This window comes from Psychrosphaera sp. F3M07, assembly GCF_018860345.1.
In the GTDB taxonomy this organism is placed as follows: domain Bacteria; phylum Pseudomonadota; class Gammaproteobacteria; order Enterobacterales; family Alteromonadaceae; genus Psychrosphaera; species Psychrosphaera aquimarina.
Genome location: NZ_JAHKPJ010000012.1, coordinates 16701 through 33945, shown reverse-complemented (window position 1 = coordinate 33945; position 17245 = coordinate 16701). Strand labels below are relative to the sequence as shown.

16 protein-coding genes are annotated in these 17245 nt (G+C 37.3%); 13 read left to right on the top strand and 3 right to left on the bottom strand.

Annotated features, from left to right (window positions below; all coding sequences use genetic code 11):
• Positions 1 to 113 precede the first annotated feature (113 nt).
• From KO505_RS05205 to KO505_RS05145, 13 genes are all read left to right on the top strand, one after another.
• Positions 114 to 563, top strand: coding sequence for an N-acetyltransferase (locus KO505_RS05205; protein WP_216054399.1), 450 nt, complete (start codon positions 114 to 116; stop codon positions 561 to 563).
• A 141-nt stretch (positions 564 to 704) separates the two neighbouring features.
• Positions 705 to 1397: an aspartate/glutamate racemase family protein gene (locus KO505_RS05200; RefSeq protein ID WP_216054398.1), complete on the top strand. Its 693-nt coding sequence runs from the start codon at positions 705 to 707 to the stop codon at positions 1395 to 1397.
• A 320-nt stretch (positions 1398 to 1717) separates the two neighbouring features.
• Entirely contained in the window at positions 1718 to 2803 is a 1086-nt protein-coding gene (locus KO505_RS05195) for a GGDEF domain-containing protein (RefSeq protein ID WP_216054397.1), read from the top strand.
• A 26-nt stretch (positions 2804 to 2829) separates the two neighbouring features.
• Positions 2830 to 3324: an ATP-binding protein gene (locus KO505_RS05190; RefSeq protein WP_216054396.1), complete on the top strand. Its 495-nt coding sequence runs from the start codon at positions 2830 to 2832 to the stop codon at positions 3322 to 3324.
• 55 nt (positions 3325 to 3379) lie between these two features.
• Positions 3380 to 3886, top strand: coding sequence for a DUF6265 family protein (locus tag KO505_RS05185; RefSeq protein WP_216054395.1), 507 nt, complete (start codon positions 3380 to 3382; stop codon positions 3884 to 3886).
• Positions 3887 to 4153: 267 nt separating this feature from the next.
• Positions 4154 to 5782, top strand: coding sequence for a methyl-accepting chemotaxis protein (locus KO505_RS05180; RefSeq protein WP_216054394.1), 1629 nt, complete (start codon positions 4154 to 4156; stop codon positions 5780 to 5782).
• Positions 5783 to 5977: 195 nt separating this feature from the next.
• The gene (locus KO505_RS05175; protein WP_216054393.1) at positions 5978 to 6400 is read left to right on the top strand and encodes a tetratricopeptide repeat protein; all 423 of its coding nucleotides are present in this window, start codon (positions 5978 to 5980) and stop codon (positions 6398 to 6400) included.
• 249 nt (positions 6401 to 6649) lie between these two features.
• On the top strand, positions 6650 to 7483 hold the full coding sequence (locus KO505_RS05170; RefSeq protein ID WP_216054392.1) for a MipA/OmpV family protein: 834 nt from the start codon (positions 6650 to 6652) through the stop codon (positions 7481 to 7483).
• A 16-nt stretch (positions 7484 to 7499) separates the two neighbouring features.
• Positions 7500 to 7955, top strand: a complete 456-nt coding sequence (locus KO505_RS05165; RefSeq protein WP_216054391.1) for a DUF3019 domain-containing protein — start codon at positions 7500 to 7502, stop codon at positions 7953 to 7955.
• Positions 7955 to 8662, top strand: a complete 708-nt coding sequence (locus KO505_RS05160; protein WP_216054390.1) for a response regulator — start codon at positions 7955 to 7957, stop codon at positions 8660 to 8662. The genes KO505_RS05165 and KO505_RS05160 overlap by 1 nt, the downstream gene beginning before the upstream one ends.
• A gap of 18 nt (positions 8663 to 8680) precedes the next feature.
• A complete protein-coding gene (locus KO505_RS05155; RefSeq protein WP_216054389.1) occupies positions 8681 to 9982 on the top strand; it encodes an ATP-binding protein in 1302 nt (433 codons plus the stop codon).
• Positions 9983 to 10065: 83 nt separating this feature from the next.
• On the top strand, positions 10066 to 10617 hold the full coding sequence (locus tag KO505_RS05150) for a YdeI/OmpD-associated family protein (protein WP_216054388.1): 552 nt from the start codon (positions 10066 to 10068) through the stop codon (positions 10615 to 10617).
• Between the two features lie 261 nt (positions 10618 to 10878).
• Positions 10879 to 12717 carry a hypothetical protein gene (locus tag KO505_RS05145; RefSeq protein ID WP_216054387.1) on the top strand — a complete coding sequence of 613 codons (1839 nt, stop codon included), beginning with the start codon at positions 10879 to 10881 and terminating at the stop codon, positions 12715 to 12717.
• Between the two features lie 79 nt (positions 12718 to 12796).
• Here the strand turns inward: KO505_RS05145 and KO505_RS05140 are convergent, their stop codons facing one another.
• From KO505_RS05140 to KO505_RS05130, 3 genes are all read right to left on the bottom strand, one after another.
• Positions 12797 to 13012, bottom strand: coding sequence for a hypothetical protein (locus KO505_RS05140; RefSeq protein WP_216054386.1), 216 nt, complete (start codon positions 13010 to 13012; stop codon positions 12797 to 12799).
• A gap of 163 nt (positions 13013 to 13175) precedes the next feature.
• On the bottom strand, positions 13176 to 13913 hold the full coding sequence (locus tag KO505_RS05135) for a hypothetical protein (RefSeq protein WP_216054385.1): 738 nt from the start codon (positions 13911 to 13913) through the stop codon (positions 13176 to 13178).
• Between the two features lie 158 nt (positions 13914 to 14071).
• Complete coding sequence (locus KO505_RS05130; RefSeq protein ID WP_216054384.1) at positions 14072 to 17245, bottom strand: efflux RND transporter permease subunit; 3174 nt, start codon at positions 17243 to 17245, stop codon at positions 14072 to 14074.

Here is a 17245-nt window from a genome sequence, read left to right as displayed (position 1 = left end):
GGTTAAGATCTAGGATGGATAACAACATTAAGGTTTATAAAATAAACAACTAGTAAAAGGGTTACTGCTTAGTTAACAATAGTCATAAATTTAAAATCGTCATAGGCCCTGTCATGATAAAGCAACTGGATAATGTAAATGAAAACATAGCTGAGCAGATTTTTGCTGTGTTTCAACACGCTTATAGAATAGAGGCCGACTTAATTGGTGTGGTCAATTTCCCACCTCTGTCTCGTTCAATCAAAGATATTCAAGGCGCGAAGACGCAGTTTTATGGTTTCTATGTAGACCAAATAGTCGCGGCGGTCATTGAAATTAAATTAGAAGGCCAACAGCTAAATATCTGTAGTTTAACGGTTGCCCCTAACTATTTTAGGCGAGGGATTGCGGACACCTTGATAAGTTATGTCTTAGGATTAAGCTACTTTAGTAAAGCGCTGGTGGAAACCGCCGTGGTTAATCTACCTGCGATAAAATTATATGAAAAACATGGGTTTATTGAATATAAACGATGGGTTCCATCGCATGGCATTGCCAAAGTCGCTATGAGTCGAATCTGTTAAATTCAAACAAGGCTTAGTGTAATAAAAAGTAAAGTAATGGAAGCGGATATGGTTAAACGAGATGGTATTTCCCCATTATGTTTTACGAATGATTTCCTTTACCTGACTCATCATATTATTAAAAAAGAATAGGGGAACAAAATGAAAACGATTGGATTGTTAGCCGGGATGAGTTGGGAGAGTTCCGCCGGTTATTATCGTAGTATTAACCAAGGAATAAAAGACACCTTAGGCGGATTACATTCAGCCAAAATAGCGATGGTTAGTGTTGATTTTGATCCCATTGAAAAATTACAACACAAAGGGGATTGGGCTGGGACGGCAGACATACTTTGTGATGCGGCTAAACATATTGAGCTTGCGGGCGCTGACTTTTTACTAATATGCACTAATACTATGCATAAAGTCGCACCACAAATTGAACAAGCTATTGATATTCCATTGCTCCATATCGCCGATGCCACTGCAGAAGAACTGGTAAGTAAAAATATAAAATCGGTGGGGTTGTTAGGCACATCATTTACCATGGAGCAGGCGTTTTACAAAGGGCGGTTGCAAGATAAATACGGGTTAACCGTTTTGACCCCAAATGAAACAGACCGAAAAGTCATCCACGACGTTATATATAATGAGCTCTGTTTGGGTCATGTTCTTCCCGCCTCAAAACAGCAGTACTTACGTATTATTAATGATTTGTCGCACTATGGCGCTGAGGCTGTTATTTTAGGTTGTACAGAAATAGGTATGTTAATACAGCAAAGTGACACAGATGTTATCCTAGTTGATACCACTCAAGTTCATGCAAATAAAGCGGTGGAATGGGCTACTAAATAAACATAGTAAAAGTATGTTAATTGAAAATACGCCTAACAATTAAAAAGTATAAAGAAATATCAAAATGAAACATTTAATCTATACCGTTATTTGCCTATCTTTCTCATTTTAAATACATGTTAGCGGCTGCAGGGTAAGATTTAGACGACTTAAAACTTGTTCTTAAATACAATGGTTTGGCTGGCTAAGCTAAATTGATTTATTGATTTGTCTGTAAATTCTGAATCACAGTGTTTAACAGGCTGGTGGTGAAATACAAGCAATTAATAAAGAGTAAATAATCTTCGATATGAAGCAGAATGAAAAAGGAAAATCGGTAAATGGGAACTGACCCAAGAATGGTGGATGCGAGACGGATTCGACTTTTATCTGTCATCGGCGCAGTATTACTGAGTAGTTTTATTGCTGTCGATTTGTCAGTGTTAACTGATCCCTTACAAGAGATATATTTAACGTCTCGTCTGTTAATGCAATTACCAGTATGTTTTGTTTTCTTTTTACTTACATTTTTACCTGGCTATCCCAAAATACACCAAGAGACAGTTTGTACTGTTGTACTGGCTTTGATTTTCAGTAATTACTGGGTCATTGTGCAATGTTGGGAGTTGGAACAGTTTGCTTTTCCTTACGAAGGTACCTTAGTTTACAGTTTATTTGCATTATTTGTCTTTCGAATAAGATTCAGTACCGCCTTGGTTTTATGTGCTATTTCATTAGTAGGTTTTGCCATTTTATTATTTAACTATCCTGTTTATGGTGATTTAAATTCAATTAACTTTGGTTTTGTTATTTGCTCCATGTTCGTGGGGTTAATAGGTGTCTATCAAATCGAAAGCGGTTTATCTAAGCTTAGAACGGCAAACGGTAAATTATTTGAACTCAGCCAAATTGATCAGTTAACCAATATTTATAATCGAGGCACCTATGAAACCAGATTTTCAGATCAGTTAGAGTTTAACAAACGAACGGGCAATACCATGTGCGTGTTTATTGTCGATTTAGACTCGTTTAAAAAATACAACGATAGTTATGGTCATGTACAAGGAGACAAGATCATTCAGTTGCAGGCAGAGATGTTAAGCAAAACGTTCCGTCGTACTACGGATATTGTCGCCCGTTATGGTGGAGAAGAGTTTGTGGTGGTCACCACCAATAATACAGAACAAGAATGTGAACAATTAGCGCAACAAATTATAGCTCAATGGCAAACGCAACATATTCCACATATCAATAGTGATGAAACAGGGCATGTGACTTGTTCTGTTGGTTATCACTTTGAACGTGTAGATAGCAGATCGCGAAAAGAGAAAATAGTGGAAAAAGCCGATTTAGCGCTGTATCAAGCAAAAACAAATGGTCGAAATTGTTTTGTTCGTTATCAAGAAGACATGATTGACGTTAGTTAACGCTTTAGGATTAAGGATATTTGACAATGCAGTTGGGTAAATTGATTTATTTCTGCGGTAAAATGGGAGCCGGAAAGTCGACCGAATCTAAAAAAGTGGCCGTTAGCATCAATGGGGTATTAATTTCTGAAGATGATTGGTTATCTGCATTGTATCCAGAACAAATTTTAAGCTTTGATGATTACATTCAGTATTCAAATCTATTAAAACCTTTAATTAAAACCCATGTACAACATTTATTACGTATAGGTACCAATGTCGTGTTGGACTTTCCAGCCAATACTAAAAAACAGCGTCAATGGTTTAAGCAATTAACTACAGAAATTTCAGCGGACAGTGAACTCATCTACTTAGAAGCTGAGAATGAACTATGTTTAACCCACATAGCACAAAGAAGAATAGAACAACCCTCAAGAAGTGCTTTTGATACAGAGGAGGTGTTTCATCACGTGAATCAATATTTTGAGGCTCCAACCCCAAATGAGGTCTATAGTCTAACCGTTATTAAACAAACTTGTTAATAGATATAAGGTTATTAGTCGTTTACCCCTAGTTATTAAACTTGAAGAGAGAATAATGATAAAAAGTTTATGTTCCTTAATTCTATTACTTAGTTTTAATTTACTCGCGAATAAGCCATTTCCCAATGTTTTACAGCTAGCACCAAATCAATCATCTCCAGCGGCTAATTTAAATGCAGTGAAGTGGATGGCAGGGCATTGGCGAGGAGAAGCATTTGGTGGAATAACGGAGGAAGTTTGGTCTGTGCCATTAGGTGGAAGCATGATGGGCGCATTTAAGCTAGTTGTTGATAATCAGATAAGTTTCTATGAGATAGAGACCATATCGGAACTAAATGGCAGTTTAATATTTCAGTTAAAACATTTTGCTAAAGACTTAAAAGCTTGGGAAGAAAAAGACGATACCATTGATTTCCCCTTAGTGAAGGTCACCCCTAATAAAGTCTATTTTAATGGGTTGACGTTGGAGCGTGTCAATAATGACGAAATTAATATCTATGTTGTTATTGAAGATGATGGGGGTAAAACGGAACAAAAATTTAACTATAAAAAAGTGAAATAACCACCTTGATATTCACGTCTATTAAAATCAGATGTAACTCATAAACAAGCCAGCACTGCATTTTAAAAACAAAACATATTGAAAGAGAAATAACATAATCTAGGTCTAGTAAACTCGCATCAAATAATCAAGATGAGAATAATGCCAATTTTCTTAAGTACTTAATGAAATTGGTATAAGTACACAGCAGAGTTAGTTTAAAAACACGGAGTGTTCTAATTTTAGAATGCTTTTATTCAGCACCATAATTTGTAAATGAGTAATTATATGAAAATGAGCACGCGGTTGATCGTCGGTTTTGGAACCTTATTGTTGATGATGTCTTTATTAACACTAATGGGCATTAATAGAGTTAACTCGATAGATCATATTCTGACTCAAATGACAGATGTTAATTCTAAAAAGCAGCGATACGCCATTAATTTTCGGGGTAGTGTACATGATCGTGCCATAGCATTACGTGATGTGGTTTTAGTGCAATCTAAAAGTGAATTTGACGCGACTGTAAAGTTAATTAAAGACCTTGATAATTTTTACCAAATCTCGGCAAAAGCGTTAAACCGCGAAATCTCTGCTGATATGCATATGAATAGAAAAGAAAGTGAAATATACCAGCGCATTCAAAGCATTGAAAAACAATCAGTGGCGTTGTTAGATCAGGTTATTAAACAAACTAAAAATAATAATGTTGAACAAGCAAAACAAACGTTACTTAATAAAGCCAGACCTGCCTTTGTAACTTGGTTAAACACGATAAACGAATTTATTGATTACCAAGAAGGGTTAAATAAAGTGGCGACGGTAGAGGCGAGAGCTGTAGCCAGTGGCTTCCAGAATTGGATGATAATACTCACCTTAGTGGCGTTAATACTTGGTGCGGCGTTAGCCTTTTTTATCTTAAAACGAATTGAAGAGTCTGTAGGTGGTGAACCTCAAGAAGCGGAAGATTATATTTCTCATATTGCCCAAGGTGATTTAACCGGATCAATAGTAACAAAATACAACCGCAGTATTATGGGCTCAATTGTTAGCATGCAAAGCACGTTGAAAAAAATAGTGAATAATATTTCACTGTCCTCTACTGAGCTATTACAGCGTGCAGAAACCGTGACACTGTCATCAAAAAGTTCATTAGATTTAGCAGAGAAACAAATTAGACACACTTCTTTTGTAGTGGACTCACTGCAACAGATGGCTGAACGAGTAAAATCAATCGTAAATATAGTGCATCAAACAGAAAGTAATTCGAGAGAAACTGTAAGTTTGTCATTATCTGGTCGTGAGGCCGTTCAGAAAGTGGCAAATGAAATTGAAGATATATCTAGTACGGTCGCGAATACAGTTCAACAAGTTAATTTGTTAGATCAAACAGCAAAAGAAATTGGCACTATTATAAATGTGATACGTTCCATTTCAGATCAAACAAACTTACTGGCATTAAATGCAGCAATTGAAGCCGCCAGAGCAGGAGAAGCGGGTCGTGGTTTTGCGGTTGTTGCCGATGAAGTTAGACAGTTAGCACAACGAACCGGTGATGCAACCGGTGAAATCGAAACAATGATCTCACAAGTACAAACTAATACCGAAGCTTCGGTTACGGCGATGGAAACCACAGTGCCTAAAGTTGAGAGAGGGTTGGTGTTAACAAAAGAAGCAAGCAAATTACTGGATGAGATACAGCAACAAGCAAACAGTTCGATGGAAAATGTTATGCAAGTGGTGAATCTGACGAGTAAACAAGAGTCAACGATTGGTAGTATTAAAGATACAGTGACAGAATTAGATCATATGTCGAAAGATACCAGTATGTCGTTAAAAGAAAGTTCTGAACAAGCGGATCATCTTGAAAAACTATCCTCAAAACTCAGCGCTGACATTGAATTTTTTAAAGTATAAAGCATGAATGTTAACTAGAATTTGGCGTGCCAAGTTAATGGTTTAAAAGGTAAATGTTGGAGCTTATTAGACATAATAACGTTAATATAGCGACGACCATTAATTACAGTGGTACAAACGGTTAATTCGATATAATGCTAACAACATAGTTAGCATTATTTTAAAGTGAACAAGTTGTAACAAAGGCAATTTAGCATGATGAACACCCAAATATATAAATCAGTACATGATTTAGCTGAGCAGTTAATGACAGCGGCGAAAAAAGAGGACAGAGAAACATTTGAATCTCTTTATGCAAAGTTACAATCAATCTGTATTGATAATGAAAATAGCAATAAAGATCATCCTGTACAGTGGGAAACCCTTGCTGATTTTACTGAAGATCTAGAAGACGCTGTTGCCGGATATGCTAAAGCATTGGAAAAAGCTACGGCAATGAATTCTAAAGATTATATGTCTTCAATTGCCTTTTCTATGGCCACATTACAACTTGAATTAGGCCTGACTGACGAAGCGATTAAAAACCTAGAAGCGGCAAAAGCTAGTTCAAATAAGATTGAAGATAAAGAGCTTAAAGCAGAAATAGATGATCTACTAACATCATTATTAGAAAAATAACCGTCATCGCCATTAAGATCTCTTAATGGCGAACCCATTTACCAGACAAGTATTAACGTGTAAGGCGTATATCACTACCATCAGGTAATTAGGAACTTGTCCATATTTCCCGCAACCAATTGGTTTTATTACATTATTCGCTAGTTTTGGCTAATGTACATATTGTTACATCTTGCAAATCTTGTTACGTTTAAAGTGATACCATCACTATTGCCAAAGTGTGAACTCGTCAACTGAAAAGAATATAAGATGCCTAAAATCAGTAAATTACCCCACATCATCCTAATCATGTTAAGCCTAATGTTTATTAGCCAAACTATGGCATCCGATATCGCCCATTCACTAAGAAATAATACGCAAGGTAATTCATTAACCGAAAACTATATCGAACTCGGTCTTTTCGGATTTACTGGAGTATTGCCATCGGTTAAAGAAGATGATGATGGCGTAAGTGGTATTGGTATTTTGGCCAATGGCAGTTTCAACATAAATGGTTTTTTCATTGAGAAACAAGGAGAAAGTCAGGAGCCTTTTGTGTTTGGTTATAACGCTTATGATGACAACTTGTGGTCATTTGATATTGTGATAGCAACCACATTTGGTGGCTTACCGGATGACGATCGGTTTAAAGATCTTGATGCTCGTCGTGCATCCATTATGTTAGGAGGAAGACTTACCGGAAACGTCTTTGGAAATACTATTCAACTCTTGGCCAAAACGGACGTATCAAGTCATTCAAACGGCACCACGTTTTCTGCATTGTTAGGCCGTAATTGGCAAATACGAAATGTGAACCTTCATGCCATGATAGGCCTTAACTATATCGACGATAATCAAAGTAATTATTATTATGGCATTAGCCAAAAAGAAGCCAATAAAACAACATTTGAAACTTACAGTGCCGCTGACCATTATTCTACAAGGTTAGAGATAGGCGTAACCTATCCATTAACGCAACATTGGGTGTTTAGAGCCACAGGACAGGCATTTACGGTTTCAAATGAAGTAACAGACAGTCCTTTGTTTTTGAATAAACGCAAAGGCGGTGCGTTATTAGAGTCGAGCTTAAGTTATGTTTTTTAACAACGGATATTGTTGTATGTTAATTCGTCAAAGACGGAATTTAGCCGAACAGCGCATGACGATATTTGTATTGGTGAGTATGTTTTTATTCACACTGTTTTCCTTGCCGTTAAGTGCTAATACAGACATAGAAACAACGGCAGTCACTGAACCGATACTTAGGTTACAAGTCACACCGGAGCGTTGCATCGCTCTTCACAGAGGGCAAACCTGTTATTTAGATGTTGAGTTCAAATGGACGTTAGATGTCGTAGATGATTATTGTTTAATTAATACCACTACCAATGAGCTTCTGAGATGTTGGAAACAACAAAAACAGGGACAACATATACATGAGTTTCAATCATCACAAAGCAACCGATTTAGTTTGATCACGAGAGCGGAGTCCATCGAAGTTGGTGCAACAAAAATAGAAGTGGCGTGGGTTTATAATTCTACGAAACGAGCAAAGTCAGGTTGGAGATTATTTTAATGGAAGACATCAGCGCAAAACATATCATGTTAGTGGAAGACGATATGTCATTAGCCCAGTGGTTTAGTGATTATTTAATTGAACAAGGGTATTTTGTCACTATCGTAAATCGTGGCGATCTCGCTATTGAGTTAATAGAAGAAGATATACCGGATATGGTGTTGTTGGATATTATGCTGCCTGGTAAAGATGGATTTGATGTCTGTAAGGCGGTCAGAGCGTTTTATCATGGGCCTATTTTAATGATGACGGCCAGAGATCAAGAAACGGACGAAGTTTTAGGATTAGAGTTAGGAGCAGATGACTACTTAACCAAACCCGTAAAACCTAGGGTACTTTTATCCCGCATTAAAGCTTTGTTTAGGCGAGTGAATACCGACACAGCACTAGATAGTCATAACATCATCACATTTGGCAAGTTAACGATAGATAAAAAATCACGAAGCACTACATTAAACGGCGAAGTTGTTGCTGTATCTTCTAATGAGTTTGATGTGCTTTGTTATCTTGCAGACAAAGCAGGACAAATTGTTAGCAGAGAAGAATTAATTCAGAGTTTACGTGGAATTGAATACGATGGTTTTGACCGCTCTATTGACATCTTAGTCTCTCGACTTAGGAAAAAACTTGGCGATGACTCATCCAGCCCATTTCGGATTAAAACAATTTGGAGTAAAGGGTATTTATTCGTTCAAGATGCTTGGTAGTCCATTGGGAATTCTGTTTTGAAAAAACTCACGTTATCACTAATCGCCGTTATTTTATTTACCATTTATGCTTTAGGTTGGGGGTTAGACGAACTATTTTCTCAGTATCAATCGAATGACCAAGAAACGATTAACGCCGATGAGCTGTCTCCATATATCAGCTTGGGTACGTATTTAGCTAAAAATATAGATCAGCAATCCAATACCCAACAATTTGTAGATAGTTGGGAGGATACTCAACAACTTTCTTTGACGGTTACCTCACTCGATGAATTTCAATTACCAATGTCCTTGCAACAAAGTTTTAATCAAGGTGAACCTTTGATGCTTGAGTCAGATGAGAATATTTCAATACACTTCATTTTACCTAAACATCAACAAGTGATGACGTTAGTTGTAGAGCGAAGTTTAGTTTTTAAGGGCAATGATAAAATTAAAATAACCTTAACTCTGGTATTTTACTTAGGGATTATTTTCATTTTATTTATTTGGTTGTATCCACTAATCCGAGATCTGCAAGCCCTTAAACGCGGCGCTAAAGTGGTAGGTAATGGTGATTTAACCCATAGAATTAATACGCCAAAACGTTCATACATTACCGAAGTACAAGATGAATTTAACCGGATGGCTAATCGTATTGAGACCTTAGTGTCTGATAATGAAATGTTAGGTAATGCGGTTGCCCATGATTTAAGAACCCCATTGGCTAGACTGAGGTTTGGCATTGAAATGTTGCAAGACACGGATGATCACAGCAAACGTAAAAAATACGAAAACCGAATGAACAGCGACATCAACGAAATGGAAAAGTTGGTGGACGTTTTATTATGTTATGCCCGTTTAGAACAGAATATGGTCGCCATTGATAAACATGAATTAAACCTACTGAGTTTAATACATCAATGTGTTGATGCATTTAAAACGCCTGACAATAACAATAGTTGGGAGATTGAGGCGGTATCACCACCTTATTTGGTTTTAGCCGATGAAAAATACTTAAATATGTTAATCAATAATTTATTAAAAAATGCAGTTCAGTACAGTAAAAGTAAGATCAAGATCTCACTAGAACAGGTTGATGGGCAAGTTCATTTTTCTGTTGAAGATGATGGTGTTGGCATCCCTAGGCACAAAAGGCAAGATTTACTTAAACCTTTCTGCCGAGGCTCCGACTCAAATGAAATTACTGGTTTTGGTATGGGATTAGCCATCGTAGATAGGATAACCCAATGGCATAACAGTCAATTATTTATTGATGACTCGTTAACATTAGGTGGAGCTAAATTTACGGTTATATTTAGTCAACTGGCTAAAACCTAACTTTGTTACTTCCCAAGTTGATATCTATTGTAGTAATTTAACTTAATAAACCTCAACATTGTTATTTACAGGGATAACAATTGATGAATAAAAACAATAAAACGTCACTATTTCAAGCAACATTATTACAACCGGCATTGTCTGAAACGGATGAACAATGGGCATTTGTTGTGTTACCAAAAGAAGTCAGTGAAACATTACCCAGACGTGGCAAGACAAGTATCGAAGGGACAATTAATGGACATGAATTTACTGCAACATTAGACCCTGATGGACAACTCAGTCATTGGTTGAAACTAGATCAACATATGCTCAAAGTCGCAGGTTTAGTGATTGGAGATCTTGTTACATTTGACATCAAGCCAATGGAACAAGAACCAGAACCAGAGGTACCAACGGATTTAGCCCAAGCACTTGCGGCTGATCCAGTTGCGAAAACAGTTTGGAATGATACAACAACAATAGCTCGGTTAGATTGGATCCATTGGATTATCTCTGCTAAACAAACCAAAACTAGGGATAAGCGCATAAACGATGCGTGTTCCATGTTAGCGTCGGGTAAACGTCGAGTGTGTTGTTTTGATCCCTCAGGTTTTTATAGCAAAGCGCTTAAAGCGCCAAAACAAGAATCATAAAATTATCATCTAACGCCATGTGTATTCTCCCATTAAGTTTAAACAAAATGTTAACGGCTCTTGTTGGTATTGAGATAGTCATCGAGTCTATGGAAGGAAAGTGGAAGTTAAGCCAAAACCGGTCAGATGCAAATAAACAAGCCGTAATTCAAGGTTTGATTGAATAAGAGCAGCCGCACAAATAGTAGTAAGTGAGTTAATTAAAGGTTTGCAATAAAACGCCGATATAGAAGTGATTATTTTACTTTCAATGGATGACAAGTGTTTAATTCAATCGAACAACCTATTTCAGCTAAAGTGGCAAGTACTAGCCACAATCAGGCGCAATCTGTAAATAATACGGATAACCAGAAGCGTATTGAAAATGATACTTCTGTGAGTCATCCGCCTAAAGTTGCTGCATCAGTAACAAAAGATAAGTTACCGTTATCTGAGTCCAGTATTGAACAATGGCTATCTAAGGTATTATTAAGCCCGAGTGACACGTTAGGTTTTTCTAATACAGCAATCTCAAACAGCATGTCCTCAAGGCTCACTGAACGATATTTAGATTCAAATTTGAATGACTCACTTGAATCAGTTCAAGATAACTATTTACGGCTTTCCAAACAAAGTTTCACAATCACAGAATTTAAATACGTTGACCTTGAGAGAGATAGGGCGGCAAGAATTGCTGAATTGTCAAAATCGCAAATTACACATTCAAAACAAGCCCATACACAAGTAAAAGAGATCTTATCCAACTTAGGTCGTTTAGATGAAGATGCACAACAATACTTAGCGAACAGTGAATATTACATTGAAGGTGAGATTAATAAATTAGAAAAATTAGCCTTGGCGTCTAAAGAAGAGAATAATTATTTTACCTTTGAAGTAAAGACGCAAGAAGGGGATACGATATTTATAAAGTATCACAAACCGAATTTTGCACTTGCTGATTTAGACAGTATCAGTCCGCATTCAAACTTTTCTATCACGGTTGATGGTGATATCTCCGAAGAAGAACAGCACGCGTTAGAAGCCTTGTATGAAAAGGCTTCCGTATTTATTGAAGATAACCTTGATACCATGCAATCTAATAACAAAGGATTTTCATTAGATAAACTTGTGTTGGGGGATAGTTTCGATAGCAGTATATTAACTGGATTCGAAATTAACATGCAGGAAAATTTAAACAAGTCGAGTTACCACTATCAAATAGATAAGGCGAATCAAACTCAAACGTTAACCACGAGTATGCAACATGCTACCAAGCAGTTAAGTTACGACTTTTCATTAACAACTGGGTTAAATCAATCACAAGACAATGGCCAACTGGCTAAGAACATTGAGCAATTAAAAAAGGTATTAGACGACTCCAATGGCTCTTTTGCCGGAAATAGCGGCCTAAACCAATATTTATTAGACAGTTATTCGTCACTTTTTACCAATATGGAAGCGGTTAATAATAACGACAGTGATAACCCAAATAAGGCTACTACGCTAAATTTGGTCAATGACCAGCTTTTAGGTCTAGAATATTCGCTGCCGTCGATGAACTTAATGAAGTTCAGCACCTTAATGGATTTTGAATTTACCTTATCCGTCATGTCTCGTTCCGGCTTAAAAACCTATGATACCCAAATTGATATGTCGCAAAATACCCAGGTTGAGACCGTAAACCAAACTAAAAAAATCACGCAATCAAAACAACTAGATGTGGAAAGTGAAATCGTTACTTATATTCCCAATAGTCTAGATGTGAAAAGCCATTCAAGAGATTACCACTGGCAACAGACATTAAGTGCGACCTTAGATAACGCAGGTAAATTATCTAACTATAAATCTATTAGTAATGAGTCGATTGAAGATATCAAAAAAAGAATTGAATCGAGCGGAAAGGTGTCTACTGAGATAAATTACAAAGAAAATTCAGCGTTATTAGATTTAAAGGTTTTGGATGATGTTATTAAAATCACAAAAGCTAATACCGAAGTAGAAGAGAACAAATCTATAGTTAAATTTAAAGATGAACGTCCGATAACCTTGTCACATGACAAACAGGTGTCGGCTTATTTAGAGGTTGAATCTTATAAGCTACCTTCAGGTAAAATAAGTTAACTTAGCGTTCTTTAGGTAGTCATTAAATAGGCATTAAAAAAGGAGCATTCGCTCCTTTTTTGCTTTAAGTTTAGATATGTTATCTAACAGCAAGTGATTTGGTGAAATCTATAATACGGTTTTTGACTTGTTTGTTTAACCCTAAGGTAATTAAACTCGCAGCAATTAAGCCAATCAAAAAAATCCCTTTGTAAATTTTAGCGCCAGTGAAAATAGCCACTGCTAATAACAAAGCCACATAACCTAAACTTAACATGCCCAGAAATAAGCATAATCCTTTTAAATCATCTCTCATGGTGAGTTCCTTTAGATAATTTTTAACAACCTTAAACAGCTTAACAAAAGTACAAAATTTTTCTTTAACATTTTAATTAATTGTTAAATACAATTGTAAACAAATATGAATGCATCAATATTTGACTACTAATTAGCGACGTTAAGCATGATAAGGTTAAACACTAACTGGCTTTTTCTGCGCTAATCGAAAGCTTCCCATCGGTATCAAAATTTAACAAAATTGTGTCGCTCTCTCTATTGTCATTAAGTAAATGTTGATACTTTTTCACAATCAAGTTTTGCTCAGAAAGGCTTTTAGCTTGCGAAAATTCTTCATTAAATGGGGTTAACTTTTTCATCTCGTTAACGTGAGAAGCAAGGGCATTAACCGTGTGTAATTCACGCGCTATAGCCGGCGTTTCTTCTAATGCTTGTTTGAACTGCGTTGCATAAAGATAATCCGCAGGAAGCTGGATCTGTCCTTGATTATCATATTGAATAGTACTCGGAGGCTCAGGAATATTATTGTCCTTTAAAAACTGCGGCATTTTTTGCGAAAGGTGTTCCGTTATTGCATCAACATTATCTTGAGAGGGCATTAAAAATACAACATCATTTAATCCCTTAACCCCTACGTTGCCTTGTGGCGGCAAAAAGTAGTCATCTAAATCTAACTTTTTATACCCTTTGTTGGTATTCATCGTAACTGAATTATCATCACGTTGATCAGAACTTAAGATTGATTTTGCCGTGTTAGATATAGTTACGGTATCGCCATAATTATTACTTGTTAATGATGATTTTTCATCATTGGTTACCTTATTATCTAAGCTTGCAGCTATGTTTTGGTTATGTTGATTATATGGCGTTTGGCTTACGTTATTAGAAAATAGCGAAGATAGTTGGTTTAAAATTGACATGCTCGATTCCTTTCATGTAACGATAAAGATAGTTTTGTCTGGTGAATAAAGGGGTATTTGAACATGGAATAGCAAGGTATATACCAGTAGAGTAAATGCATAAAAAAAGGGAACCACTTAGGTTCCCTTATCAAATATTTATAAAAACAAAGTCGTATTTACACTAAACCTTCTTCTGTTTTCACATGTTCTTTTTTGTGATTATCAGCAATTTCTTCAGCAAGCTCTTGGCGAGAACGTTTCTCTGTTAACTTACGATCTGTTAACCAGAAGAAAAATAAAGGCACAAAGAAGATAGCTAAGAACGTCGCTGCAATCATGCCACCCATAACACCAGTACCAACACTGTGACGAGCACCTGCGCCGGCACCAGAGCTAAACGCTAATGGCACAACACCTAAGATAAAGGCTAACGACGTCATAAGAATTGGTCTGAATCGTAAACGTGCTGCTTCTAATGCTGCACTGCTTGCACTCCAACCTTCTTGATATTTCATTAATGCATATTCCACAATTAATATGGCATTTTTACTGGCAAGCCCCAACAGGGTAACAAGGCCAATTTGGAAATAAACATCATTTGTTAAACCTGCAATCCAAACAGAAACAAGCGCACCAAATGTACCAAACGGTAGAGCAAGTAATACTGAAACCGGTAACGACCAACGCTCGTACAAGGCCGCTAAGATTAAAAACACCATGATAACAGCTAAACCTAACGCTAGACCTGTTGTGCCAGATGTTTGTTTTTCTTGGAACGCTGCGCCAGTCCATTCGTAAGTTAAATTAGGTGGTAATACTTCTTTTGCAATTCGCTCTAACTCAGCGATAGCTTGACCAGAACTGTACCCCGGAGCGGCACTACCTAATAGTTTAACCGCAGGTAAGTTATTGTATCTGTCTTGGCTATCCGGCCCACGACTAAACTTAATATCTGAAAACGCAGAGATAGGCACCATTTCACCAGAACTACTTTTTACGTAAATACGGCCAATATCTTCAGGTGAATTCCTAAATTCAGCTTCTGCAGACATAATAACCTGCCATGCACGACCAAACTTATTAAAGTCGTTTACATAATAAGTGCCTAAGTTGCCTGCTAATGCAGTAAATGCATCGCTAATATCAACACCCATAGCACGGGCTTGTTCACGGTCAACATCTACATTTAACTGAGGTGCATTTGGACGCCATAAAGTTTGTATACCACCTAAGATTGGGCTTTGTTGAGCTGCCCCCATAAGGAGTTGCATACCTTGTTTTAACTCTTCCGTACTATTGCTGCCTTTACTTTGCAGATACACTTCAAATCCACCTGTATTACCTAATCCCATTATTGCTGGTGGGTTAAACGCTAATACTAATGCTTCTTTGATGTGTGCGGTTTTCATAAACAATTCACCAACTAATGACGTTGTATCTTGTTCACGTTCGCTCCAGTCTTTTTGCGTTACAAATAAAGTGGCTGCGTTATTTTTATAACCACCACCAATAAAGTCAAAACCGGTAAAGGCCACAACATCTAGATTAGCCGGGTTAGATTTGGCCGCTGCGATAACTTCATTTGTTACTTTTTCAGTACGTTCTAAAGACGCGCCATCGGGTAAGAATATTGCGGAAATATAGAAACCTTGATCTTCGTCTGGTACCAATGAACCAGGCGTGTTTTTCCACATAACTCCGGTAATAGCGACCATTCCAACCACTAAGGTTAGGCCTAATAATCCACGGCGAACAAAGAAACTTACGCCACCAACATACTTACCTGTAATTGCGGTAAATACGCGATTGAACCATAAGAAGAATCGAGCAGTTTGTTTGTGTTCTTGTTTTAAGATCAATACACAAAGAGCAGGGGTCATCGTTAACGCCACGACACCTGATAAACTTACAGCAATCGAAATAGTGATAGCGAATTGACGGAATAACTCACCTGTTAGCCCACCTAAGAAAGCAATTGGAACAAACACTGAACATAAAACTAACACGATAGCGATAACTGGACCACTGACTTCTTTCATCGCTTTAATAGAAGCATCACGTGCGTTTAAGCCTTCTTCGTGCATGATACGTTCAACATTCTCTAGCACAACAATCGCATCATCTACCACAATACCAATTGATAACACCATACCAAACAAGGTCAGAGTATTGATTGAATACCCCAACATATACAAACCAGCAAATGTACCTAGTAAGGATACCGGAACCGCTAAAATAGGAATTAATGTCGCGCGCCAGTTTTGTAGGAATAAGTAAACAACTAGGAAAACAAGTAACATAGCTTCTGCAAGCGTTTTTACTACTTCAGTAATAGATACTTCAACAAAACGTGTGGTGTCGTATGACGTAGAGTGCTCAAGTCCCATAGGGAATTGTTGTTTCACTTCTTCCATTACACGTTTAACTTCACCCGCAACATCTAACGCATTGGCGCCTGGATTAAGGAATACACCTAATAAAACCGCGTCTTTTCCGTTAAACGTCCCTTTAAAGTTGTAATCTTTAGAACCAAGTTCTACACGAGCGATATCTTTTAATCTTAACGAACTACCATCGGCATTAGCTCGAATGATAATCTCTTCAAACTCACTGGCATCGGTTAATCGTCCTTGTGCCGTAACGTTGTAAACTAACTCTTGAGGTGAGCTTGATGTGGGTGTAGCACCAATTTTCCCCGCGGCATATTGCGAGTTTTGACTACTAATTGCCGCAGCCACTTCAGGCACTGTTACTTTTAATTGACTCATGATGTCTGGGCGTAACCAGATACGCATAGCATAATCACGGGCACCAAACACAGTAACACCTGTTGTGCCTGGAATACGCTTGACTTGATCAAGTATATTTAAGGTCACATAGTTAGACGTCCAAAGGCTTGAACGACTGCCATCTGGTGAGAAAAAGGCATGAATTTGTAAAAAGCTTGATGAGGCTTTTTCAACTTGAACACCTTGACGTCGGGTTTGTTCTGGTAATCGAGCTTCAACTTGTTTAACTCGGTTGTTGACGTTTACGGTTGCTTGGTCAACATCGGTTCCAATTTCAAAAGTAACAGAGATAGTAACAACACCAGAGCTTGAAGAACTTGATGACATATACATCATGCCTTCAACACCCGTTAGGGCATTTTCGATAGGCGCCGCAACGGTTTGAGACAGCACTTCAGCAGATGCGCCTGGGTAAACCGCAACCACTTGTACAACCGGCGGTGATATTTCTGGGTATTGTGAAATAGGTAAGCTGCGCATGGCGGCCAACCCAGCCAATACAATTATAATAGATATGACAAATGCAAAGATTGGTCTATCGATAAAAAATTTAGAAAACAT